This window comes from Streptomyces sp. WM6372, assembly GCF_001279655.1.
Taxonomy (GTDB): domain Bacteria; phylum Actinomycetota; class Actinomycetes; order Streptomycetales; family Streptomycetaceae; genus Streptomyces.
In genome coordinates this window covers 56,395-80,550 of sequence record NZ_LGDB01000070.1, presented here as the reverse complement: position 1 = coordinate 80,550, position 24,156 = coordinate 56,395, and the positions used below count along the sequence as shown (strand labels likewise).

Below are 24,156 nucleotides of genomic sequence, written 5' to 3'. Positions count from 1 at the left end.
GCCCGCCCCGGAACGCGTCCGGGGCGGGCGGCTTCGTACGGGGTGCGTGCGGCGGATCAGCGCGCGACGTGGGGCACGGCGCCCTTGCGGTTGGCCTCCCAGCCCGCCCAGGCCGAGGTGATCATCTCGCGGACGTCGTGCTTGGCCTTCCAGCCCAGCTCCGCCGCGATCTTGTCGGCCGAGGCCACGACCTTCGCCGGGTCGCCGGGGCGCCGCGGGACGACGACGGGCTCGTACGTGTGCCCGGTGCCCTCGTTCAGCAGCTCCGCCATCTCCCGTACGGAGACGCCCTCGCCGCGGCCGATGTTGACGGTGAGGTCCTTGTAGTCCCCGGTCGCGCCCCACTCGACGAGCTTGCGGGCCGCCACCACGTGGGCCTCGGCGAGGTCCTCGACGTGGATGTAGTCGCGGATGCAGGTGCCGTCGGGGGTCGGGTAGTCGTCGCCGAAGATCCGGGCGCCCTCACCCTTGTCGAACCGCTCGAAGACCATCGGGACCAGGTTGAAGACCCCGGTGTCCGCGAGCTCGGGGGCGGCCGCGCCCGCCACGTTGAAGTAGCGCAGGCAGGCGGTGGAGATGCCGTGCGCCTTGCCGGCGGAGCGGACCAGCCACTCGCCGGCCAGCTTCGTCTCGCCGTACGGGCTCAGCGGCGCGCACGGGGTCTCCTCGGTGACGAGCTCCACGTCGGGCATGCCGTACACGGAGGCGGAGGAGGAGAAGAGGAAGTTGCGGACGCCGGCCGCGGCCACCGCGCCCAGCAGGACCTGAAGGCCCTCCACGTTCTCGTGGTAGTAGTACAGCGGCTTCTCGACGGACTCGCCGACCTGCTTCTTGCCCGCGAGGTGCACCACGCCGGTGATCTGGTGCGCGCGGATGGTCTCGTCCAGGGTCAGCCGGTCCAGGACCGAGCCGATCACCAGCGGGACGCCCTGCGGGACGCGGTCCTCGTTGCCCGTGGACAGGTCGTCGAAGACGACGACCTCCTCCCCGGCGGCGAGCATCGCGCGGACGACGTGGGAGCCGATGTAGCCGGCGCCACCAGTGATCAGAAAAGTCATGCGTATCTCCCTGGGGTCCCCGGAGCGGGTCCGGGGTCCTGTCCGAAATCTCAGGCGGCCTGACGGTCGCCGGCTGTCTTCACTCCGATCCGCGGCCTGCCCGGGCCCGGTGGAGACGGTTGCGTACGAGGCTCAGCGCGCCCGCGGCACCCGGCGCGAGCCGCAGGGCCAGTGATCCTCCGCCCGTACGGAACGGCTGCGCCAGCAGAACACCGTACCTGCTGCTCGGCAGGGCGCGGCGGCGCAGGAGCTCGTCGAGGGGGCGCGGGGAGGTGAGCAGGGAGCTCCCGTCGGCGAACTCCACGCCCACCTGGACGCCCCACGCCTGCATGCCGCGGCGGCCCTGGCGGCGCCCCGCGGAGGCCACGCCGGTGAGCCGGAAGGGCAGTTCGGCGGTCCAGCCGTCGCCGTCGGCGGCGGGGCGCAGCTCCACCGGCCGGTCCTGGACCGGCTGCCCGCCCGAGCGGGGGACGAAGCTCAGCCGGGCGGTGCGCGGCCCGGCTTCGGCGAGGCGCCCGTACAGGTCGCGCACCCGGATCCGGAGCCGGCCCGCGCCCAGCGGTTCGGCGTCGATGCTGACGGGCAGTTCGGCCACCGGCAGCCCGGCCAGCCCGTCCAGGACGACCGGGAGCTCCTCGCTCCACACGGGCTGCCCCTGCGGATCGGTCGCGTACGGGGGCAGCAGCCGGGGCGGCTCGGCGGCGAAGCGGGTGAGCCGCTCGACGTCGGCGGGCGGGTTCGCGCCGGCCCGCAGCAGGCGGACGATCCAGCGGGCGTGCGCCCCGGCGGCCTCGACGGCGGCCTCGTCGAACCCGGCGACGTAGTCACGGGTCAGCGTCCACCACGCGGCCTGGTACTCGGGGTCCTTGCCGAGCTCGCGCAGGTACATGCGCAGGTCGTACTCCAGGAACTTCACCTGGCAGGCGAGGCCCAGTTCCGGGGAGGACTCGGTGATGATCCGGCGGGCCGCGCGGTGGGCCTCGATCCGGGAGCGCCAGTTGCCGACGTCCTTGCGGTCCAGGGAGATCGACACCTGGGCGGCGCTGCGGCGCACGTGCCAGACGTAGACGAGGTCGCCGATGACGGCGATGCGCGGGGCCGCGGCCAGCACGCGCGCGGTGAAGACGAAGTCCTCGTAGATGAACCGGCCGTCGGGGAAGCGGATCGCGTGCTCGTCGAGGAAGGCCCGCTCGTACAGCTTGTTGACGCAGAGGGTGTCGCGGACCAGTTCGGGACGGTCGGCGGGCCGCTCGATCACGTCGCCCGCGGTGTACAGCCCGGGCATCCACGGCACGTCGTGGTGCTGGGGCAGCTCACGGCGTACGCACGCGCCGACGGTCACCGGCGCGCGGTGCTCCTCGGCGGCGCGCACGAGGGCGTCGGCCGCTCCCGGGGGCAGCACGTCGTCGCTGTCGAGGAAGAGCACGTACGGGGAGCTCGCGGCCGCGATCCCGTCGTTGCGCGGAGTACCGCAGCCGCCGCTGTTCTCCGTACGGTGCACGACCTTCAGGCGGGGGTGGACCGCGGCCAGCTCGTCCAGCACCCGCGCGGTGCCGTCGGCCGAGGCGTCGTTCACGGCGATCACCTCGGCGACGACCGGGCCCTGGGCGAGGGCCGAGGAAACGGCCTCGCCCACGAGCACGGCGTCGTTGTACGCGATCACCACGACGGAAACGCTGGGAGTGTTGGTGCTGCTCACCCGTGGATCCTAGGCGACCGGGGTAAACATCACTTCAACTCCGCCGTCCGGGGCAAAGGCGCGGCAAAGCGGCAGATCAGAACGGGCGGAACTCGTCGTACTCCTTCTGCGCCGAGTCCCCGCGCTGCGCTTCCTTGTCCTTGCGGCGGGTGGTGGCCGGACGCGGGGCGTCCAGACGGTGGTCCTCGCCGCGGCGGCCCAGCATCTCGGCGCCGGCCATCACGGTCGGCTCCCAGTCGAAGACGACCGCGTTCTCGTCGGAGCCGATGGCCACGCCGTCGCCGGCGCGGGCGCCGGCCTTCTTCAGCGCGTCCTCGACACCGAGGCGGTTGAGGCGGTCGGCCAGGTAGCCCACGGCCTCGTCGTTGTTGAAGTCCGTCTGGCGGACCCAGCGCTCCGGCTTCTCGCCGCGCACCGTGTAGACGTCCTCGACCTCGTCATAGGTGACGGTGAAGCCGGCGTCGTCCACGGCCTTCGGGCGGATGACGATGCGGGTCGCCTCCTCCTTCGGCTTGCGGGCGCGCGCCTTGGCGACGACCTCGGCGAGGAAGTACGAGAGCTCCTTGAGGCCCGTACGGGCGACCGCGGAGACCTCGAAGACCTTGTAGCCGCGGGCCTCCAGGTCCGGGCGGACCATGTCGGCGAGGTCCTGGCCGTCGGGGATGTCGACCTTGTTGAGGACGACGAGGCGCGGGCGCTTCTCCAGGCCGCCGCCGTAGATCTTGAGCTCCTCCTCGATCACGTCGAGGTCGGCCACCGGGTCGCGGTCGGACTCCAGGGTGGCGGTGTCCAGGACGTGCACGAGGACCGAGCAGCGCTCGACGTGGCGCAGGAACTCCAGGCCGAGGCCCTTGCCCTGGCTGGCGCCCGGGATCAGGCCGGGGACGTCGGCGATCGTGTAGACGGTCGAGCCGGCGGTGACGACGCCCAGGTTCGGGACAAGGGTGGTGAAGGGGTAGTCCGCGATCTTCGGCTTGGCTGCGGAGAGCACCGAGATCAGCGAGGACTTGCCGGCACTCGGGAAGCCGACGAGGGCCACGTCGGCGACGGTCTTGAGCTCCAGGACGATGTCGCCGGTGGTGCCGGGGACGCCGAGGAGCGCGAAGCCGGGGGCCTTGCGGCGGGCGGAGGACAGCGCGGCGTTGCCGAGGCCGCCGCGGCCGCCCTCGGCGGCCACGAACGTGGTGCCCTGGCCGACGAGGTCGGCGAGGACGTTGCCCTCCTTGTCGAGGACGACGGTGCCGTCCGGCACGGGCAGGACCAGGTCCTGGCCGTCCTTGCCGGAGCGGTTGCCGCCCTCGCCGGGCTTGCCGTTGGTGGCCTTGCGGTGGGGGCTGTGGTGGTAGTCCAGCAGGGTGGTGATCGCCTGCTCCACCACCAGGATGACGTCGCCGCCACGGCCGCCGTTTCCGCCGTCGGGGCCGCCGAGCGGCTTGAACTTCTCCCGGTGAACGGAGGCGCAGCCGTGGCCCCCGTTACCCGCGGCGACATGCAGCTCGACGCGGTCCACGAAGGTGGTCATGGTTGTTCCTCCAGATACATACGGGAATGTCCCGGGCAGGCCTTGCTGCCCATTAAACGTGCCTAAGCGTTCCTATGTGCCAACGCACCGAGGGCGGACCTCTCTTCCCGGCTTGCGCCGGAAAGAGCTGAGATCCGCCCTCGGGAAGTTACGTACCGCTGATCAGCAGGAGCTGGATCAGGCGGCCGGAACGATGTTGACGACCTTGCGGCCACGGTGCGTGCCGAACTGCACGGCACCGGCCTGCAGCGCGAACAGCGTGTCGTCGCCACCACGACCGACACCCGAACCCGGGTGGAAGTGGGTGCCGCGCTGGCGGACGAGGATCTCGCCGGCGGAAACGACCTGACCGCCGAAGCGCTTCACGCCGAGCCGCTGAGCGTTGGAATCGCGCCCGTTCCGGGTGGACGATGCGCCCTTCTTGTGTGCCATGTCTCAGTCCCTCTTACTTCGCAGCCGTGGGGATACCGGTGACCTTGATCGCCGTGTACTGCTGGCGGTGACCCTGGCGACGGCGGTAGCCGGTCTTGTTCTTGTAGCGCAGGATGTCGATCTTGGCGCCCTTGTGGTGGTCCACGATCTCGGCCTGGACCTTGATCCCGGCCAGCACCCACGGGTCGCTGGTCACGGCGTCGCCGTCGACAACGAGCAGGGTCGAGAGCTCGACCGTGTCGCCAACCTTGGCAGTGGAAATCTTGTCAACCTCAACGATGTCACCAACAGCAACCTTGTGCTGGCGACCACCGCTGCGCACGATGGCGTACACGCGGATCTCTCTCTCACTCGGGACGGATGCTCCTGAAGCCAGCCGCTCAGGCAGTCCCCTCTTGCGGGGGGACCGAACTGATCCGGATTGGACGAGCGGCCTCTCCTGCGGGCGGGGCCCGGCCGGAGGAAGGTGCTCAGGAGCGCGACGCGCACTAGACGTAATCATCTAGGACATGCCGACGGTCTAGGTTACGGGGCCGGTTCCGGAGGGTCAAACCGGGCCCCGCGCAGGCCGTGGGCCCCGCCGCTGGGCGGGGTCCACGGCCGTGCGGCGGATCAGGCTTCGGTCGGAGCCGAGACGGAGGGCAGCGACTGCTGCTCGGCCGCCGCGGTCTTCTTCGTCGCCCGCTTCGCCACGGTCTTCTTGGCCGTCGCCTTCTTCGCGACGGTCTTCTTGGCCGCCGTCGCCTTCTTGGCTGCGGTGGCCTTCTTCGCCGGGGCCTTCTTGGCGGCCGTCTTGCGGACCGCCTTCTTGGCCGCCGGGGCGGCCTCCTCGGCCTCGGGGGCCTCCGCTGCCTCGGCCGGGGCCGCGGCGGCCTCGGACTCGGCGGCGGGGGTCTCGACGACCACGACGGCGGCCTCCGCCGCGCCGGCCGGGGAGCCGGCGGGTGCGGTGGCCTTACGGGTGGCACGCCGGCGGGGGCGGGCCGGTGCGGCCTCGGCCGCGGGGGCCTCCTCGACCGGCGCCTCGGCGACCGGGGCCTCGGCGACCGGGGCCTCCACGACGGCCTCGGGCTCCGGTGCGGACTCCGGCTCGGCGGGAGCCTCGGCCACCGGGGCCGGGGCCGTGGCCTTGCGGGTGGCCCGGCGACGGGTCCGGCCCTTGGGCGCGGCCTCGACCGTCTCGGCGGCCTCCACGGCCTCCGCGACGACCTCGGTGGCCGGCTCCAGCACCGTGTCGGCCGGCTCGGTCACCGGCTCGGTCTCGACGACGGGCTCGGCGACCGCCTCCACGGGCTCGGCCACGGGGGCCGGCGCCGGGGCGGCCGCACCGCGCGGGGCGCCCGCCGGAGCGGTCGCCTTGCGGGTGGCACGGCGGCGGTTGCGGCGGCCGCTCAGGCCGGCCGCGGCCTCCGCCTCCGCCGGGCTGCTGTAGAGCTCCTCGTCCGCGACGAACGCCGGCTCGGGCAGCGCCACGGGCGCCGCGAGCTCGGCGGCCACCTCGGCCTCGGTCTCGGTCTCGGATTCGAGGACCTCGACGGTCTCGACGCCCTCGATCTCGTGGTCGTGCTCGTGACCGCGGCCGCCGCGACGCTTGGCGCGCTTGCCGTTGCCACCGCCGCCGACCACGGTCGGCGTCTCCATGTGCACGATCACGCCGCGCCCGTTGCAGTGGACACAGGTCTCGGAGAAGGACTCCAGCAGACCCTGGCCCACCCGCTTGCGGGTCATCTGGACCAGGCCCAGCGAGGTCACCTCGGCGACCTGGTGCTTCGTACGGTCACGGCCCAGGCACTCCAGCATCCGCCGCAGGACCAGGTCGCGGTTGGACTCCAGGACCATGTCGATGAAGTCGATGACGACGATGCCGCCGAGGTCGCGCAGCCGCAGCTGGCGCACGATCTCCTCGGCCGCCTCCAGGTTGTTCCTGGTGACGGTCTCTTCGAGGTTGCCGCCCTGACCGGTGAACTTGCCGGTGTTGACGTCGATGACGATCATCGCCTCGGTCTTGTCGATCACGAGGGAGCCGCCCGAGGGCAGCCACACCTTGCGGTCGAGCGCCTTGGCGAGCTGCTCGTCGATCCGGTACGTCGCGAAGACGTCGACCTCGGAGGTCCAGCGCGACAGCCGGTCGGCCAGGTCCGGGGCCACGTGGTTCACGTAGCCGTGGATGGTCTCCCAGGCGGTGTCACCGCTGACGATGACCTTCGAGAAGTCCTCGTTGAAGATGTCGCGCACGACGCGGACGGTCATGTCCGGCTCGCCGTACAGCAGGCTCGGCGAAGAGGTCGAGATCTGCTTCGACTTCTTCTGGATGTCCTCCCACTGGGCCTGCAGACGCTCGACGTCGCGGCGCAGCTCGTCCTCGCTCGCGCCCTCGGCGGCGGTGCGCACGATGACGCCCGCGTCCTCGGGGACGATCTTCTTGAGGATGGTCTTCAGGCGCGCGCGCTCGGTGTCGGGCAGCTTGCGGCTGATGCCGGTCATCGAGCCCTCGGGCACGTAGACCAGGTAGCGGCCGGGCAGCGAGACCTGGCTGGTCAGGCGGGCGCCCTTGTGGCCGATCGGGTCCTTGGTGACCTGCACCAGGACCGACTGGCCGGACTTGAGGGCGGACTCGATGCGGCGCGGCCCGTTGGCCATGCCGAGCGCCTCGAAGTTGACCTCACCGGCGTACAGGACCGCGTTGCGGCCCTTGCCGATGTCGATGAAGGCGGCCTCCATCGACGGCAGCACGTTCTGGACCTTGCCCAGGTAGACGTTGCCGACGTACGAGGTGGCTTCTTCCTTGTTGACGTAGTGCTCGACGAGCACGTTGTCCTCGAGGACGCCGATCTGGGTGCGCTCACCGGCCTGGCGGACGACCATCACGCGCTCGACGGCCTCGCGGCGGGCCAGGAACTCGGCCTCGGTGATGATCGGGACGCGGCGGCGGCCCTGCTCGCGGCCCTCGCGGCGGCGCTGCTTCTTCGCCTCCAGACGGGTCGAGCCCTTGATGGACTGCACCTCGTCGGACGGCTCGGCCTTCTCACGGGCCGGGCGCGGCTCGCGGACCTTGACGACGGTGCGTACGCCGTCGTCCTCGCCCGCTTCGCCCTCGGCACCGCTGTCACCGCTGCGGCGGCGACGGCGACGGCGGCGACGGCTGGAGCTGGAGCCCAGGGCCCCGGTCTCCTCGTCGTCCTCCTCGGCGGAGTCCTCTTCGTCCGCCTCCTGCTCGGCGGCCTCGGCCTCTTCCTCGGCGGACTCGTCGAGGTCGGCGGCCTCACCGCGGCGGCGGCGACGGCCACCGCGACGGCGGCGGCGGGACGGGCGCTCGCCCGTCTCGTCGCCCTCTTCGAACTCGGCGCCCTCTTCGTCGAGCTCGGCGGCCTCGGCCTCGTCCTCGACGCGCTCCACGTCGGCCAGGGACACCGGCGCGGACTCGGCGACCGGGGCGGCCTCGACCGCACCGCGGCCACGGCGACGGCGACGGCCGGCCGGCTGCGCGGCGGGGGCCTGGACGGCCTCGGCCTCTGCTGCGAGCTCTTCCTCTTCCTCGACCTCTTCCGCCTCGACGGCCGCTGCGGCGGCCGCTGCGGCCATGGCGGCGGTCTCGGGGGTCTGGAACATCGGCTCGGCGAACACCGGCGCCTGGAAGACGGCGACGGCGGGGCGCACGGCGCGGCGGCCGCGAGCCGGAGCGGCGGGCTCTTCCGCGGCGGGCTGCACCGGCGCGGCGGCCGGGGCCGCCGGGGCGGCGGACGCGGTGGAACGGGTGGCGCGGCGGCGGCCGCCGCGCTTCGGGGAGTCCACGGCGTCGGCGACGGTGACCGTGGCCTTCGGCGCGGGCTCCTCCACGACGGCCTCGGCGGCGGGCGCCTCGGGAGCGGTGACGGCGCGGGTGGCACGGCGGCGGGCACGCGGCGCGGGAGCAGCGGGCTCCTCGGCAACCGGAGCAACCGGAGCGGCCGTGGCGGCGGCCTCCACGACGACCTCGGCCGCAGCCGGAGCCTCCGGAGCAGCCACGGCGCGGGTGGCGCGACGACGGGCACGCGGCGCCGGAGCGGCGGACTCCTCGGCAACCGGAGCGGCCGGGGCGGCGGCCTCCACGACGACCTCGGCGGCAGCCGGGGTCTCCGGAGCAGCCACGGCGCGGGTCGCGCGGCGACGGGCACGCGGCGCCGGAGCAGCGGGCTCCTCGGCAACCGGAGCAGCGGCCTCTACGACGGCCTCGGCGGCGGCCGGAGCCTCAGGCGCGGCGACGGCGCGGGTGGCACGGCGGCGGGCACGCGGCGCCGGAGCGGCGGACTCCTCGGCAACCGGAGCAGCGGCCTCCACGACGACCTCGGCGGCAGCCGGAGCCTCCGGGGCGGCCACGGCGCGGGTCGCGCGGCGGCGGGTACGGGCCGGGGCGGCGGCCGGGGCGGCCTCCTCGGCGGCGGGGGCGGCCTCGGTCACCTCGGCGGCGGGTGCGGCGGCGGCCGTCGCACCGGGCGGTCCGGCGGGTCGCGACGCGGCACGGCGACGCCTGCGCGGAGGCAGGTTGTCGCTCGGGCTGCCGCTGTCGGCGCCACCGGTGGTGTTGTTGGTTTCGTTGTTGAGCATGCGGGCGGTTCTCCCGTCACGCTCCCGGGCGCCGCGGCTGACTTCCGGTCCGGCACGGCTTCGCGCATCAGCGCGGATCCGGCCTCCGGGGCGCGTTCGCCACACGGGAGCTCTAGTCCATGGCCGCCGGTTCCGTACGTCTTGTCCGTACGGCCTGGCGGAAGTCTTCAGGTCTGTGCGCGGCCCGACCCAGGTGGCTCCGAGTGCCAGGGCTGCGCGACGACGACGATCCCTACGCGGCGGGACCTTCCGGCGCCTTCGCGTCGGCTGCTACGGCGGCCGTGGGTGGGGCGGCCGTGACAGCCTCGCGGTCGGGCGCGAGCGGGTCGGTCACCGTGCCGGACTCCTCGTCGAAGAGCCCCTGCGCCAGCCTGGTCACCGCTGCGGGGACCGGCGGCGCCAGGTCGGCCACAGCTTGGAGACCGGACAGGACGTCGTCGGGTCGCACGGCAGGTGTCAGATGCCGAACAACCAGCCGCAGTATCGCACAGGCATTGTCCGGCGTCCTATCAGCAGGAGCAGGAACCGCTTCGAGGCTGACCACGGCGCCGCGGGTGTCGAAGGTGCGCATGCCGTTCTTGGTGCGGCGCTGCACCTCCACCGCCTCGGCGGCGAGGAAGGCCTCGACCGCCCGCTGGGCGTCGGCGCCCTCCACGCCCTCCAGCCGCAGCTCCCACACGGAGGCGGTCAGCCGGTCGGCGAGTCCGGAGGTACGGGCCTCGACGGCCTCGGTGATGTCGAGGCCGAGCGGCATCGACTCGTCGAGCAGCTCGCGGAGCTTCTCGGGGTCGCGCGGCTCGGCGAGGGCGATCTCCAGGTACTCGGCCTCGCTGCCGGTACCGGTCGGCGCGGCGTTCGCGTACGACACGCGGGGGTGCGGGGTGAAGCCCGCCGAGTACGCCATGGGCACCTCGGCGCGGCGCAGGGCCCGCTCGAACGCGCGCTGGAAGTCTCGGTGGCTGGTGAACCGGAGGCGGCCGCGCTTGGTGTAGCGCAGTCGGATGCGCTGCACCACCGGTGCGGGGGGCGGGCCTTCGGGCTGTCGCTTGCCCAGTGGTTCTTCTCCTTGTGCGGGGCTCCGCGGCTCGCGCGTCGCCCTGAGGTCCGGTGAGCCGGCGGGCCACGCCGTGCCCTCCGGCTCACCCCTGCTTGTGCAGGGAGCGCTCGGGGGCGGGCGGGTTGCTCACGGCTGTCGTACTACCCAGAGTACGCGCCCGTGACCTCGCCGGTTCCCGGCCGGGGCCCCCGAACAGCACCTTTCGCACCTCGGCGCGGACCTCGCGGACGGTGGTGCGGACGGTGCGCCACACGTCCCGTACGACATGTCCGACGGGTGTCAGTACGTGCCGGTACACCTGCGCCGCGGGCCATCCGACGAGCACCCACCCGACCAGCCGGACTCCGCGCCACACGGCCCGCACGATCCGCCCGGCGACGTGCCAGGCCCAGACGAGCGCCTGCCCGAGCGGCGCGAGCACGTACCGCCACAGCCCCAGCCCGACCGGCCGCAGCAGATACCGGTGGACGAAGGCCGCGGTCCACGCCAGTGCCTGCCCGAGCGGGGTGAGTACGTACCGGTGGAGCAGCCCGCCGACCCACGCCAGCCCCCGCCCGACGGGCGCGAGCACGTACCGCCACAGCCCCACCCAGGGCCAGACGAACAGGCTCATGCAGAGCGCCCACAGGGTCCACATCACGCCCTTGGCGAGCGGTGCGAGCAGGTACCGCATCCCCCCGCGCCCGGCCCAGGCCAGCGCCTCGCCGAGCGGACGCAGCAGGTACGCGTACACGAACCGCCCGACGGGGGCGAGGAGGTACGCGTGCACCGGCTGGACCAGGTACCGCCACAGCCCGACCCAGGGCCAGACGAACACCAGCTTGAGCAGCACCGTCAGCACCAGGCCGATCCCGCGCAGCAGGGGCTGGAGGACGTACACGGAGAAGGGGCCCAGCACGTGCCGCCGAACGGCCTGCCCGAACGCGACGAGCAGATCCCAAACCACCCGTACGGGCAGTACGACGATCAGCGCCACGATCTTGACGGGCACCCGGATGACGCCCACGAGGCACCCCTCGCCGCCGTCCGCGGGCTGCCGCTTGTCGAGTTCCATACCCCTAAGGACACCCGAAACCCCCCGACCGTTGCGGCGGGGGGTCCAGTTCGGGCGGTGGTTACTTCACCACGGTCAGAGGGAGGAGCTTCTTGCCCGTGGGGCCGATCTGGATCTGGGTGTCCATCTGGGGGCAGACGCCGCAGTCGAAGCACGGGGTCCAGCGGCAGTCGTCGACCTCGGTCTCGTCGAGGGCGTCCTGCCAGTCCTCCCAGAGCCAGTCCTTGTCGAGACCGGAGTCCAGGTGGTCCCAGGGCAGGACCTCCTCGTACGTGCGCTCGCGGGTGGTGTACCAGGCCACGTCCACGCCGTAGGCCGGCAGCGTCTTCTCCGCGGCCTCCATCCAGCGGTCGTACGAGAAGTGCTCGCGCCAGCCGTCGAAACGGCCGCCCGACTCGTACACGGCGCGGATGACGTCGCCGATGCGGCGGTCGCCGCGCGAGAGGAGGCCCTCGACGATGCCCGGCTTGCCGTCGTGGTAGCGGAAGCCGATCGAGCGGCCGTACTTCTTGTCACCGCGGATCTTGTCGCGCAGCTTCGTCAGGCGCGCGTCCGTCTCCTCGGCCGACAGCTGCGGCGCCCACTGGAACGGGGTGTGCGGCTTCGGCACGAATCCGCCGATCGACACCGTGCAGCGGATGTCGTTCTGGCCGGAGACCTCGCGGCCCTTGGCGATGACGTTGACCGCCATGTCGCCGATCTGGAGCACGTCCTCGTCGGTCTCGGTCGGCAGGCCGCACATGAAGTACAGCTTCACCTGGCGCCAGCCGTTGCCGTACGCGGTGGCCACCGTCCGGATCAGGTCCTCTTCCGAGACCATCTTGTTGATGACCTTGCGCATGCGCTCGGAGCCGCCCTCGGGGGCGAAGGTCAGACCGGAGCGGCGCCCGTTGCGGGTCAGCTCGTTCGCCAGGTCCACGTTGAACGCGTCCACGCGGGTCGACGGCAGGGACAGGCCCACCTTATCGTCCGTGTAGCGGTCCGCGAGGCCCTTGGCGATCTCGGCGATCTCGGTGTGGTCCGCGGAGGACAGCGAGAGGAGGCCGACCTCCTCGAAGCCCGTCGCCTTGAGGCCCTTCTCCACCATCTCGCCGATGCCGGTGATGCTTCGCTCCCGCACGGGGCGCGTGATCATGCCGGCCTGGCAGAAACGGCAGCCGCGGGTGCAGCCGCGGAAGATCTCGACGGACATCCGCTCGTGGACGGTCTCGGCGAGCGGGACCAGCGGCTGCTTCGGGTACGGCCACTCGTCGAGGTCCATGACCGTGTGCTTGGACACGCGGTACGGGACGCCCGACTTGTTCGGCGCGACGCGCGCGATGCGCCCGTCGGGCAGGTAGTCGACGTCGTAGAAGCCCGGCACGTAGACCTGGCCGGTCTTGGCCAGGCGGAAGAGGACCTCTTCGCGCCCGCCCGGACGGCCCTCGGCCTTCCACGTGCGGATGATCTCGGTCATGTCGAGGACGGCCTGCTCGCCGTCGCCGATGACCGCGCAGTCGATGAACTCCGCGATCGGCTCGGGGTTGAAGGCCGCGTGGCCGCCCGCGAGGACGATGGGGTGGTCGACCGTGCGGTTCCTGGCCTCCAGCGGGATGCCCGCCAGGTCCAGCGCCGTGAGCATGTTCGTGTAGCCCAGCTCCGTGGAGAAGGACAGGCCGAACACGTCGAAGGCGCCCACGGGGCGGTGGCTGTCCACGGTGAACTGCGGCACCTTGTGCTCGCGCATCAGTTCTTCGAGGTCCGGCCACACGCTGTAGGTGCGCTCCGCGAGCACGCCCTCGCGCTCGTTCAGCACCTCGTACAGGATCATGACGCCCTGGTTGGGCAGCCCGACCTCGTACGCGTCCGGGTACATGAGCGCCCAGCGGACGTCACACGAATCCCACGGCTTGACGGTGGAGTTGAGTTCACCGCCGACGTACTGGATGGGCTTCTGCACATGCGGGAGCAGAGCTTCGAGCTGTGGGAAGACCGACTCGGACATCACGCGACTTTCGTGAAGCGGGCAGGGGGCGACTCTCAAGCGTAACCCGAGGCGCAGCCGCCTCCTGCCGCCATGATCGCCGCCTAGGAGCGGAGCCCGGCCCGGAGGGCGGGGTCCGCGGCTTGCCCCCATACGTCCGGAAGCTCCTGCTCACCCCGTGCGGCCAGGGCTTCCTCGCGGGCGTAGAGCACGCCCCAGGTGAAAGCGGACTCTCCGGCTCCGGCCGCCTGGACGCCGAGGCCGCGCAGGGCTTCGCGCGCGACGACGCTGTCCTGGTGGTCACCGAGCAGGCTCTGGACCGACTTCATGGCCTTGGCCAGGTGTTTTGCCGGTTTGCCGAGCTCGGGGGTGGCCGCCTCCGCCGCGTAGCGGGCGCGTTTGGCGGCCTTGCGGGCCTCGTGGAGGGCCAGGTCGCGGGATTCGCCCGGGTCCAGGTCCAGGGCGCCGGCGACCCGGGTGGCGAGCCGTTCGTAGTCCTTGAGGACGGCCTTGGGCAGGGCCCGGGCGGCCGGCTCGGCCGCGCCGGGGAGCAGGGGCGGGTCGGCCAGCAGTGCGTCGAGGGCGTCGAGCAGGGCCGCGTACCGCTTGGCGTCGAGGGCGGCGAGCGCGCGGCGCCGGGTCGCCGAGCGGCGGGCGTTGTTCCACGTCCGCAGGCGGCCGCGGACGGGCCCGACCACGAGGGTGCGGGGGAGCTCGGTGACGTGGTTCTGGATGCGGTCGAACAGGACTTCCTGGTCCCGGTCGAGACCGAGCTCGGCGGCCAGCCAGCGGAGCTCCTCGCCGAGCGGGTCGGTGGCGCCGCGGTCGAGGACCTTGCGGTACGTCTTGAAGGCGCTGCGCATCCGGCGGCAGGCGACCCGCATCTGGTGGACGGAGTCGGGGAGGTTGCGCCGGACGGCGGGGTCCTGGGCGACGAGCGCGTCGCGCTGTTCGCGCAGGTACGAGAGGACCAGCGCGCCCGCGGTGCCCTCGGCGGCGGCGGGCCCGGGCCGGGCCGGCGGCTCGGTTCCCGTCTCGGTGAGGGCACGGGCGAGCTTCGAGGGGGCGTCGGAGACCTTGAGCCCGGCCTTGCGGAACTTCTTCTCGACGGCGTCGAGGAGCGCGGGGTCGACGCCGTCGGCGAGTTCGACCTCGACCTCGGTCCAGGCCGCGGCGGCCTCGTCCCGTTCGGCGCGGACGGCGTCGGCGGAGAGCTCCGCGAGGAGGGCGCCCTCGGCGTCGAGGAGGTGGGTCACGTGGCGGGAGGAGACCAGCCGGACCTGGGGTTCCAGGGCGAGGTCACGGACGCGGGAGCGGACGAGGGCGGCGAGGGCGCGCGGGACGGTGTCGCTGAGGGGGGCGGTGACCTCGTCGCGGACGCCCGGGGAGACGGGCAGTTTGAGGTGCCAGCCGGCGTCCGCGCCGCCGGTGCGCCGCCGGAGGGTGAGGCCGTCGGCGGCGAGCCGCTGGTCGTGGGTGTCGTAGTAGACCGCGTCGAGGTCGACGGTGCCCTGGTCGGAGACGGCCGCGATCGCGGCCGTGCCGGTCAGGTCCGGGACTCCGCGGCGCGCGGCCTTGCTCGTCGTGAACTCGAATTTGCGCTCGATCTCGCGTTTCGTGTCCGCCATGCATTGAACTTAGTCCTGAACGGATCACCACGGCAGGGTGAACGGGGAATCGACGGCGGAACCGGCCGAAGATCGGCCCCGCTAGGCCGACATCGGCCGTTGCACCCTGATCGACTGCAGCAGTCCGACCGCCACCCACACCGCGAACATGGACGAGCCTCCGTAGGAGACGAACGGTAGTGGGAGTCCCGCCACCGGCATGATCCCGAGGGTCATCCCGATGTTCTCGAAGGCCTGGAAGGAGAACCAGGCGATGATCCCGGCGCACACGATCGTCCCGTACAGCTCGGTGGTCTCCCGGGCGATCATGCAGGCCCGCCAGAGGATGATGCCGAGCAGGACCAGGATCAGCCCGGCGCCGAGGAAGCCCAGCTCCTCCCCCGCCACCGTGAAGACGAAGTCGGTCTGCTGCTCGGGCACGAACTGGCCGGTGGTCTGCGAGCCCTTGAAGAGCCCGGAGCCGGTCAGGCCGCCGGAGCCGATCGCGATCCGCGCCTGGTTGGTGTTGTAGCCGACGCCGGCGGGATCGAGCTCGGGGTTGGCGAAGGCCGCGAAGCGGTTGATCTGGTACTCGTCGAGCACGCCGAGCTGCCAGATCAGGACGGCGCCGGCCGCGCCGGAGCCCATCAGCCCCACCACCCAGCGGTTGGAGGCGCCGGAGGCGAGCAGGACGCCCAGCACGATGACGACCATGACCATGACGGAGCCGAGGTCGGGCATCAGCATGACGATGCCCATCGGCGCGGCGGCCAGGCACAGCGCCTTGACCACGGTGCGGTGGTCGGGGTGGACGAGGTCGCCCGCGTCCACCCGGGTGGCCAGCAGCATGGCCATGACCAGGATGATCGTGATCTTCACGAACTCCGAGGGCTGGAGCGAGAACCCGCCGCCGATGACGATCCACGCGTGGGCGCCGTTGATGGTGGCGCCGAGCGGGGTGAGCACGGCGAGGATCAGGACCAGGGAGAGCCCGTACAGGACCGGCACGGCGCCGCGCAGGGTGCGGTGGCCGAGCCAGACGGTGCCGATCATCAGCACGAGGCCGATGCCGGTGTTCAGGGCGTGCCGGACCAGGAAGTAGTACGGGTCGCCCTGGTTGAGCTGGGTGCGGTTGCGGGTCGCCGACCACACCAGCAGGGCGCCGATGAAGGACAGGGCGAGCGCCGAGAGGAGTATCGGCCAGTCGAGCCGGCGCAGCACCGAGTCGCGCGAGGTCAGCTTGGCCATCGCGCCGCGCTCGGGCGTGTATCGGGATACGGAGAATTTGTTCGCGGTCTGCATGTCGGTTCTCGGTCCTCAGTCGGGCCGTACGGGGGACGCGGCGGGCGGCCCGGCGAGCGCGGGGGCCGGCTCCTCCGGCGACGCTGGCACGTACGGCCGGATCTCGGGGGATTCGATGGAGCCGTCGGGGTCGATCTTGGGCAGTGTGGTCTCCGGTCCCAGCAGCAGGGCCTTCTTCAGGTCCTGCTTGCCCTCCATGTCGAGACCGTAGATGGCGTTGTAGAGGTTGCGGACCGCGGGGCCGGAGGCTCCGGAGCCGGTGCCGCCCTGGGAGATCGTCATGACGATCGTGAAGTCCTTGGTGTAGGTCGCCAGCCAGGACGTGGTCTGCTTGCCGTATACCTGGGCGGTGCCGGTCTTGGCGTGCATCGGGATCTTGTCCATCGGCCAGCCGATGAACCGCCAGGCGGCGGTGCCACCCGGCTCGGCGACGGAGCGCAGGCCCTTGTCGAGGTCGCCGATGGTCTTGGCGTCGACCGGCAGCCTGCCGTGGGACTGCGGCTTGATCATCTCGATGCGCTTGCCGTCAGGACTGATCAGGGCCTTGCCGACCGTGGGGTCGTAAAGGGTGCCCCCGTTGCTGATCGCGGCGTAGATGGTGGCCATCTGGATGGGGGTGACGAGTACGTCACCCTGCCCGATGGCGAAGTTGATGCTGTCGTAGGCCTTCAGCTGATTGCCTTCGAGGCAGCTCTCGTAGGCGATCTGCTCGACGTAGGTGCCGCCCTTCTTCCCCTGCTTGCACCAGGAGTCCTTGTTGGCCTTCCAGAAGCTCTGCTTCCACCTGCGGTCGGGGATACGGCCGGTGACCTCGTTCGGCAGGTCGATGTGGGTCTCGGCGCCGAGTCCGAACTCCCGGGCGGTCCGGTAGAACCAGTCGTGGGCGTCCTTCTTCGGCTTGAGGCCGCCGTCGCGCTGCCACTCCTTGTGCCCGAGGGCGTAGAAGACGGTGTTGCAGGAGAACTTGAGAGCTTCGCCCAGGGTGATGGGGCCGTGCCCCTTGGACTCGAAGTTCGCGAAGCTCCGGCCGCCCATGTTGTAGGAAGCGCTGCAGTTGTACTTGCCGTCGAAGTCGTAGCCGGCCCGCACGGCCGCGCTCGCCGACACCACCTTGAAGATTGAGCCGGCGGGGGCCTGGCCCTGGATGGCCCGGTTCAGCAGCGGGTAGTTGGAGTTCTTGCTGGTGAGCCTGGCGTAGTCCTTGCCGGAAATGCCGCCGACCCAGGCGTTGGGGTCGTAGTCGGGCTGGGAGGCCATCGCGACGACCCGGCCGGTCTTGGCCTCCATGACGACGACGGCGCCCGAGTCGGCCTCGTACTTGCGGCCGGTGATGTTGTCGGTCTCGTTGCGGACGGTCTTCATCGCCTGCTGGAGCTCGTACTCGGCGACGGCCTGGACCCGCGCGTCGATGCTGGTGATGAGGGTGGCCCCGGCCACGCCCGGGTCGGACTTGGTCTGGCCCATGACCCGGCCGAGGTTGTCGACTTCGTACGAGGTGACTTCCGCCTTGCCGCGCAACTGCTTGTCATAGGTGCGTTCGATCCCGGAGCGGCCGACCTGATCGGAGCGCAGATGCGGCGAGTCGGTGTGTTTGGCCTTCTGAATCTCGTCGTCGGTGACCGGTGAGAGGTAGCCGAGCACCTGCGCGGTGCGGGCCCCGCCGGGGGCCGGGTAGCGGCGGACGGCGGTGGGCTCCGCGGTGATGCCGGGGAACTCCTCGGGGCGTTCGCGCAGCTGCAGCGCCTGCTGCGTGGTGGCTTCGAGGGTGACCGGAATCGGCTGGTACGGGGATCCGTTCCAGCAGGGCGCGGGGGTCTGGGAGTCGCAGAGCCGGACCTTCTCCATGACCTCCTTGGGGCTCATGTCCAGGACGTCGGCGAGGCGGGTCATGACGTCCTTGCCCCTGTCCTTCATCTTCATGAGCTTGGTGCGGCTGGCGGAGACGACCAGGCGGGTCTCGTTGTCGGCGAGCGGGACCCCGCGGGCGTCGAGGATCGAACCGCGCACGGCCGGCTGGACGACCCGCTGGACGTGGTTGCTCTTCGCCTCGTGGTAGTACTCCGCGCCGTCGCGGATCTGGAGGAACCAGAGCCGGCCGCCGAGGGTGAACAGCGTGGAGAAGACGAGGACCTGGATCATCATCAGCCGGATGTGCACCCGCGGGGTGCGGCCGGTCTCCGGATTGTTGGTCACGCCTGCTCCTCCCTCACAGCTTCTTGACGCTCTTCACACTCTTGATCGCCTTGACCCCCTTTATCCGGCCCGCCTTGTTGGCGCGGCCGCGCGCGAGCCCGCGCCGCAGGCCGCCGCGCTGGCTGCCGATGCGCAGGCCCGTGCCGCCGGCGAGCCAGCCGGAGGAGACGTCGGCGGCCTTGGCCGGGCCGCCGCCGCCCGCCTCGACGGCCATCGGGTCGTTCTCGGCGCGCCGGGCCAGCGCCATGATGAACGGCACGGTGAACGGGGCGAGCAGCAGGTCGTAGAGGGTCGCGGTGAACAGCAGCCCGGTGAGGCCCACGTGGCGGGCGGCGGTGTCGCCGACCAGGGCGCCCACGCTCGCGTAGAGCAGGGTGGAGCCGATCGCGGCGGCGACGACGGTCAGCATCGGGCCCCAGGCGGAGCGGAACCGCCCGGAGTCGGGGCGGGCCAGCCCGGCGGCGTATCCGATGACGCAGAGCACGAGCGCGTACCGCCCGGCGGCGTGGTCGGCGGGCGGGGCCAGGTCGGCGAGGAGTCCGGCGGCGAAGCCGATGAGCGCGCCGCTGAGGTGCCCGTACACGAGGGCGAGGGCGACGACGGTGAGCAGGACCAGGTCGGGTACGGCGCCGGGCAGTTGCAGCCGGCCCAGGACGGAGACCTGGACGACGAGGGCGACCACGACGAGCGTGGCCGAGAGCAGGATCCGGTTGAAACGCATGACGGTCAGCTCCTACTCGTCGGCCGGCTTGCCGGGCACGCTGGCGGACGGGGACGGGGTGACCGTGACCGTGACCGTCGGGGTGGGCTTCACCTCGGGCTTGGGGGGCAGTACGGCGTCTCGGGGGTCCTCGCGCGGAGGCATGACGACGACGCCGACGATGTCCAGGCGCGAGAAGCCGACGAACGGGCGGACCCAGATGGTGCGGGTCAGGTCGCCGCGCGAGGGGTCGACCTTGACGACCTCGCCGATCGGGACTCCGGGCACGAACGGCTTGTTGCCGCGGGAGCCGAAGGTGACGAGCCGGTCGCCGGGGCTGACCTTGGCCTTGCCGTTGAGCATCTGGACGGACAGGGCGCGGTCGCCCTGTCCGGTGGCGAAGCCGAGCTCGCCGGTCTTCTCCAGGCGGGTGCCCACGGTGAAGTCGGGGTCGTTGGCGAGGACGACCGTGGCGGTGTCGGGGCCCACGGTGGCGACCCGGCCGACGAGTCCCTCCCCGTTGAGCACGGTCATGTCGCGCTCGATGCCGTCCTTGCTGCCGGCGTCGATGGTGACGGTCCAGGAGAAGCCCTGGGCCGCTCCTATGGCGATGACCTCGGCGCCCTTGATGCCGTACTGTCCGGCGCCGGCCCGCTTGAGCATCTCGTCGAGCTCGTGGATCCGGCTGCGGGTCTGGTCGTCGCTGCCCAGCTTCGCCTTCAGGGCGGCGTTCTCGCGCTCCAGCGTGGCAATGCGGTTGTGCCGTTCGCCGGAGTCCCGTACGGCCCCTATGGCGTTGGCGACGGGATCGACCGCGGTCGCGACGCTCTTCTCGACCGGGCCGAAGACCGCTGCGGCGGCCTGCCGGGCGCCGTCGACCGGAGACTCCTCGCCTGCCCTGATGTCCACCGTGATCAATGCGAACGCGATGGCGATCAGGAGCACCAGGAGCAGCCGGCTTTCTCGTGTGTCCCTCACGTGCGGCGGCCGTGCCTTCCCGTGTGTCGTGCCGGCGAAGCCGGCTCCGGTGGAGCCGGTGCTTACACCGGGTCTTGGTCTGTATATCAACGATCCGCCGCACGGGCGCGGCAGCACCCATACGGCGGATCCTTGTGTTCCGCATGGCCCCCTGGCGGGGGTCTGTATCAGCGCCGGGGCTGGGCGTCCAGAACCTGCTGGAGCGCCTCGAACTCCTCCACGCACTTGCCGGAGCCGAGGGCGACGGAGTCGAGCGGATCCTCGGCGATGTGGATCGGCATGCCCGTCTCGCGGCGCAGCCGCTCGTCGAGGCCGCGCAGCAGGGCGCCGCCGCCGGTCAGCACGATGCCGCGGTCCATGATGTCGCCGGAGAGCTCGGGCGGGCACTTGTCGAGGGTCGTCTTGACCGCGTCGACAATGGCGTTGACCGGCTCTTCGATCGCCTTGCGGACCTCGGCGGCGGAGATCACGACCGTCTTCGGGAGGCCGGAGACCAGGTCCCGGCCGCGGATCTCGGTGTGCTCGTCCTTGTCGAGGTCGTACGCCGACCCGATGGTGATCTTGATCTGCTCGGCGGTGCGCTCACCGAGGAGGAGCGAGTACTCCTTCTTGATGTGCTGGATGATCGCGTTGTCGAGCTCGTCGCCGGCCACCCGGATGGACTGTGCCGTGACGATTCCGCCGAGGGAGATGACGGCGACCTCGGTGGTGCCGCCGCCGATGTCCACGACCATGTTGCCGGTGGCCTCGTGGACGGGCAGGCCCGAGCCGATGGCGGCGGCCATGGGCTCTTCGATGATGTGCACCTGGCGGGCGCCGGCCTGCGTGGACGCCTCGATGACGGCGCGGCGCTCCACTCCGGTGATGCCGGAGGGGACGCAGACCACGACGCGCGGACGGGCCAGGTAGCGGCGCTTGTGGATCTTGAGGATGAAGTACCGGAGCATACGCTCCGTGATCTCGAAGTCGGCGATCACGCCGTCCTTGAGGGGCCGTACGGCGACGATGTTGCCGGGCGTCCGGCCGATCATCTTCTTCGCCTCGGAGCCGACCGCCAGGATGCCGCCGGTGTTCGTGTTGATGGCGACCACGGACGGCTCGTTCAGGACGATCCCCCGGCCCCTCACGTACACCAGCGTGTTGGCGGTCCCGAGGTCGATCGCCATGTCACGGCCGATGAACGACATGTTGTTCCCCTTGTTCCCCATGAGGAGCGTCTGGCCTTCCAGTTGATAGCGGCTGCTGTCAGGTCGGCGAGGTGGGTGTGTGGGTGGAGGCCCCATCGTAGTGCCGCAAGTATGAACACCGCGCGACGGGACTCCGGCAATCCCGCCGGAACGGAAACCCGCCCCCTAGTGGTGACGACGTGTCCTGCACATGCGTTCCCGCTCGCGCCCGGTAATACCGAGGGGCGACCGAAATTACTTCGGTCGCCCCAGGTCATGAGCGCTATTCGGCTGATGTTGCGTCAGGAAGGACTCATCAGAGCGAGGGGAAGAACAGCTTCAGCTCGCGCTCGGCGGACTCCTCGGAGTCCGAGGCGTGGATCAGGTTCTCCCGGGTGATGGTGCCGAAATCCCCCCGGATGGAGCCGGGCGCTGCGGCGATCGGGTCAGTGGGTCCGGCCAACTGGCGGACACCCTCGATCACGCGTTCCCCTTCCACCACGAGGACCACGACCGGGCCGCTCGCCATGAAGCCCATGAGGGGCTCGTAGAAGGGCTTGCCCTTGTGCTCGCCGTAGTGCGCCTCCAGGGTCTCCTGGTCCAGCGTGCGCAGCTCCAGTGCGGGAACGGTCCAGCCGGCCTTCCGCTCGATGCGGCCGATGATCTCGCCGATCAGGCCTCGACGGACGGCGTCGGGCTTGAGGATGACGAGCGTGCGCTGGGTCATGTTGCGGCTCCTTGCGGCATACGGGTGCGGTCCGACGAGGCTACAGGGAGTCAGCGGGGCCCTTGCGCGGAGCCCCGTGCCCCCGGCGGCCGGGGCCGCGGGCCGGGGCCGCGGGCGGCGGGACCGGCCTCAGGCCTGGGCTTCGTTCTGGGCCGCCCAGCGCGCCTTGACCGCGTCGATCTTGGCGCCGTAGTGCACGGAGCACCACCACAGCGCCGCGAACACCGCGCCGAGGAAGAACATCATCGGGACGACGAACCCGCTCAGGATCAGCCCGATCTGCAGCGCCCAGCCGATCTGGACCGCGCCCGGACGCGACAGCATCCCGCACAGCAGCACCGACAGCAGCATGGCGATCCCGCAGACCGTCCACACCGTGGCCTGGGTCAGATCCGGGTTCTTCATGGCCACCAGGCCCGCGAAACCGATCACGAAGAACTCGCCGATCAGCGTCGAAGCACACAGCGTGCGCATCCCTCAGCCCCTCTTCAGCAGCAGGCGGGCCTCGCCCACCGTGATCACGGAACCGGTCACCAGGACCCCGGCCCCTCCGTACTCGGCCTCTTCCTCCGCGAGGGTGATCGCCGCCTCCAGGGCGTCGTCCAGCCGCGGTTCCACCTGTACCCGGTCCGGCCCGAAGACCTCGACCGCCACGGCCGCCAGCGCGTCCGCGGTCATCGCCCGGTGGCTGGAGTTCTCCGTGACGACGATCTCCGCGAAGATCGGCTCGAAGGCCTCCAGGACCCCCTTGACGTCCTTGCCCTCGCTCGCGGCCATGACCCCGATCAGCCGGCTGAAGCCGAAGGCCTCGGTCACCGCCTCCGCGGTGACCTGCGCGCCCGCCGGGTTGTGCGCCGCGTCCAGGACCACCGTCGGACTGCGCCGCACGACCTCCATCCGGCCCGGCGAGGTCACCGAGGCGAAGGCCCTGCGCACGGTCTCCAGGTCCAGCTCCCGCGACTGCTCCACGCCGACGCCGAAGAAGGCCTCGACCGCCGCCAGCGCCACCGCCGCGTTGTGCGCCATGTGCGCCCCGTACAGCGGCAGGAAGATGCCGTCGTACTCGCCGCCCACGCCGCGCAGCGTCAGCATCTGCCCGCCGACCGCCACCTCGCGCGAGACGACGCCGAACTCCATGCCCTCGCGGGCCACCGTCGCGTCGACCTCGACGGCCTTCTTCAGCAGCACCTGCGCCGCGTCCACCGGCTGCTGCGCCAGGATCACGGTGGCGTCCTGCTTGATGACGCCGCCCTTCTCCTGGGCGATCTCGCCGGGCGTCGCGCCGAGCCGGTCCGTGTGGTCGAGGCTGATCGGGGTGATCACCGCGACCGCGCCGTCGATCACGTTGGTCGCGTCCCAGGTGCCGCCCATGCCGACCTCGACGACGGCCGCGTCGACCGGGGCGTCCGCGAAGGCCGCGTACGCCATTCCGGTGAGCACCTCGAAGAAGGACAGCCGGTACTCCTCGGAGGAGTCGACCATCTCCACGTACGGCTTGATGTCGTGGTACGTCTCGATGAAGCGCTCGGCGCTGATCGGGGCCCCGTCGAGGCTGATCCGCTCGGTGACCGACTGCACGTGCGGGCTGGTGTAGCGCCCGGTGCGCAGTTCGAAGGCGTTCAGCAGGGCCTCGATCATGCGGGCGGTGCTGGTCTTGCCGTTGGTGCCGGTCACGTGGATCGAGGGGTACGCGTGCTGCGGTTCGCCCAGGACGTCCATCAGCGCGGCGATCCGCGTGACGGAGGGCTCCAGCTTGGTCTCGCCCCAGCGGGTGGAGAGCTCCTGCTCCACCTCCTGGAGCGCCCGTGCCACCTCCGGGTCGAGGGGCTGCGACGGTACCGGGTCGCCCTGGGGCGGTCCGGCCTGGGCGCGCAGGGTGCGGCTGCCGGCCTCGATCACCGCCAGGTCGGGGTCGCGGTCGGACTCTTCGGCCACGATCCGTTCGAAGACCTCCGTGGTCTCGTCGCGGTCGTCGGGTCCGTTGCTCTCGGGCTGCTGCTCACTCACGGGCCCAGTCTACGGACGGGGGGCCCGGGGACTTTCGACCCGGCCGTTTCAGGACGTTCGGCGGCCGCTGCGACCGGATCGTTATGCAAGCCTTGCGGGCAGGAGAT

At 71.5% G+C, this 24,156-nt stretch carries 18 protein-coding genes; all 18 read right to left on the bottom strand.

From position 1 onward, the window contains the following. Positions 1–56: 56 nt before the first annotated feature. A complete protein-coding gene (gene galE, locus ADK52_RS07745) occupies positions 57–1,058 on the bottom strand; it encodes a UDP-glucose 4-epimerase GalE (protein ID WP_053689025.1) in 1,002 nt (333 codons plus the stop codon). 79 nt (positions 1,059–1,137) lie between these two features. Beyond that, positions 1,138–2,757, bottom strand: a complete 1,620-nt coding sequence (locus ADK52_RS07740) for a glycosyltransferase family 2 protein (protein ID WP_053689024.1) — start codon at positions 2,755–2,757, stop codon at positions 1,138–1,140. A 76-nt stretch (positions 2,758–2,833) separates the two neighbouring features. Beyond that, positions 2,834–4,279, bottom strand: coding sequence for a GTPase ObgE (gene obgE, locus ADK52_RS07735; protein WP_053689023.1), 1,446 nt, complete (start codon positions 4,277–4,279; stop codon positions 2,834–2,836). Between the two features lie 177 nt (positions 4,280–4,456). Beyond that, positions 4,457–4,711: a 50S ribosomal protein L27 gene (rpmA, locus tag ADK52_RS07730; RefSeq protein ID WP_030027134.1), complete on the bottom strand. Its 255-nt coding sequence runs from the start codon at positions 4,709–4,711 to the stop codon at positions 4,457–4,459. Between the two features lie 13 nt (positions 4,712–4,724). Next, complete coding sequence (gene rplU / locus ADK52_RS07725) at positions 4,725–5,045, bottom strand: 50S ribosomal protein L21 (RefSeq protein WP_030159347.1); 321 nt, start codon at positions 5,043–5,045, stop codon at positions 4,725–4,727. A gap of 278 nt (positions 5,046–5,323) precedes the next feature. Then, on the bottom strand, positions 5,324–9,295 hold the full coding sequence (locus ADK52_RS07720) for an Rne/Rng family ribonuclease (protein ID WP_053689022.1): 3,972 nt from the start codon (positions 9,293–9,295) through the stop codon (positions 5,324–5,326). 232 nt (positions 9,296–9,527) lie between these two features. Continuing rightward, complete coding sequence (locus ADK52_RS07715; protein ID WP_053689058.1) at positions 9,528–10,307, bottom strand: TIGR03936 family radical SAM-associated protein; 780 nt, start codon at positions 10,305–10,307, stop codon at positions 9,528–9,530. A gap of 127 nt (positions 10,308–10,434) precedes the next feature. Next, positions 10,435–11,406 carry a hypothetical protein gene (locus ADK52_RS07710; protein ID WP_053689021.1) on the bottom strand — a complete coding sequence of 324 codons (972 nt, stop codon included), beginning with the start codon at positions 11,404–11,406 and terminating at the stop codon, positions 10,435–10,437. A 61-nt stretch (positions 11,407–11,467) separates the two neighbouring features. Continuing rightward, on the bottom strand, positions 11,468–13,393 hold the full coding sequence (locus tag ADK52_RS07705) for a TIGR03960 family B12-binding radical SAM protein (protein WP_182508652.1): 1,926 nt from the start codon (positions 13,391–13,393) through the stop codon (positions 11,468–11,470). An 80-nt stretch (positions 13,394–13,473) separates the two neighbouring features. Beyond that, positions 13,474–14,997: a CYTH and CHAD domain-containing protein gene (locus ADK52_RS07700; protein WP_053689019.1), complete on the bottom strand. Its 1,524-nt coding sequence runs from the start codon at positions 14,995–14,997 to the stop codon at positions 13,474–13,476. A gap of 81 nt (positions 14,998–15,078) precedes the next feature. Next, positions 15,079–16,278 (bottom strand): rod shape-determining protein RodA, encoded by a 1,200-nt coding sequence (gene rodA, locus ADK52_RS07695; RefSeq protein ID WP_053689018.1) that lies wholly within the window; start codon positions 16,276–16,278, stop codon positions 15,079–15,081. A 15-nt stretch (positions 16,279–16,293) separates the two neighbouring features. After that, positions 16,294–18,471 carry a penicillin-binding protein 2 gene (gene mrdA / locus ADK52_RS07690; RefSeq protein ID WP_053689017.1) on the bottom strand — a complete coding sequence of 726 codons (2,178 nt, stop codon included), beginning with the start codon at positions 18,469–18,471 and terminating at the stop codon, positions 16,294–16,296. Between the two features lie 13 nt (positions 18,472–18,484). Next, entirely contained in the window at positions 18,485–19,192 is a 708-nt protein-coding gene (gene mreD / locus ADK52_RS07685) for a rod shape-determining protein MreD (RefSeq protein WP_053689016.1), read from the bottom strand. Between the two features lie 12 nt (positions 19,193–19,204). Continuing rightward, entirely contained in the window at positions 19,205–20,149 is a 945-nt protein-coding gene (gene mreC / locus ADK52_RS07680) for a rod shape-determining protein MreC (RefSeq protein WP_053689015.1), read from the bottom strand. Between the two features lie 167 nt (positions 20,150–20,316). Further along, entirely contained in the window at positions 20,317–21,336 is a 1,020-nt protein-coding gene (locus ADK52_RS07675; RefSeq protein WP_008738981.1) for a rod shape-determining protein, read from the bottom strand. Between the two features lie 295 nt (positions 21,337–21,631). Continuing rightward, positions 21,632–22,042, bottom strand: a complete 411-nt coding sequence (ndk, locus tag ADK52_RS07670; RefSeq protein ID WP_030159364.1) for a nucleoside-diphosphate kinase — start codon at positions 22,040–22,042, stop codon at positions 21,632–21,634. A 129-nt stretch (positions 22,043–22,171) separates the two neighbouring features. Next, positions 22,172–22,516, bottom strand: coding sequence for a DUF4233 domain-containing protein (locus ADK52_RS07665; protein ID WP_053689014.1), 345 nt, complete (start codon positions 22,514–22,516; stop codon positions 22,172–22,174). Between the two features lie 3 nt (positions 22,517–22,519). Then, a complete protein-coding gene (gene folC, locus ADK52_RS07660; protein ID WP_053689013.1) occupies positions 22,520–24,049 on the bottom strand; it encodes a bifunctional tetrahydrofolate synthase/dihydrofolate synthase in 1,530 nt (509 codons plus the stop codon). Positions 24,050–24,156 lie beyond the last annotated feature (107 nt).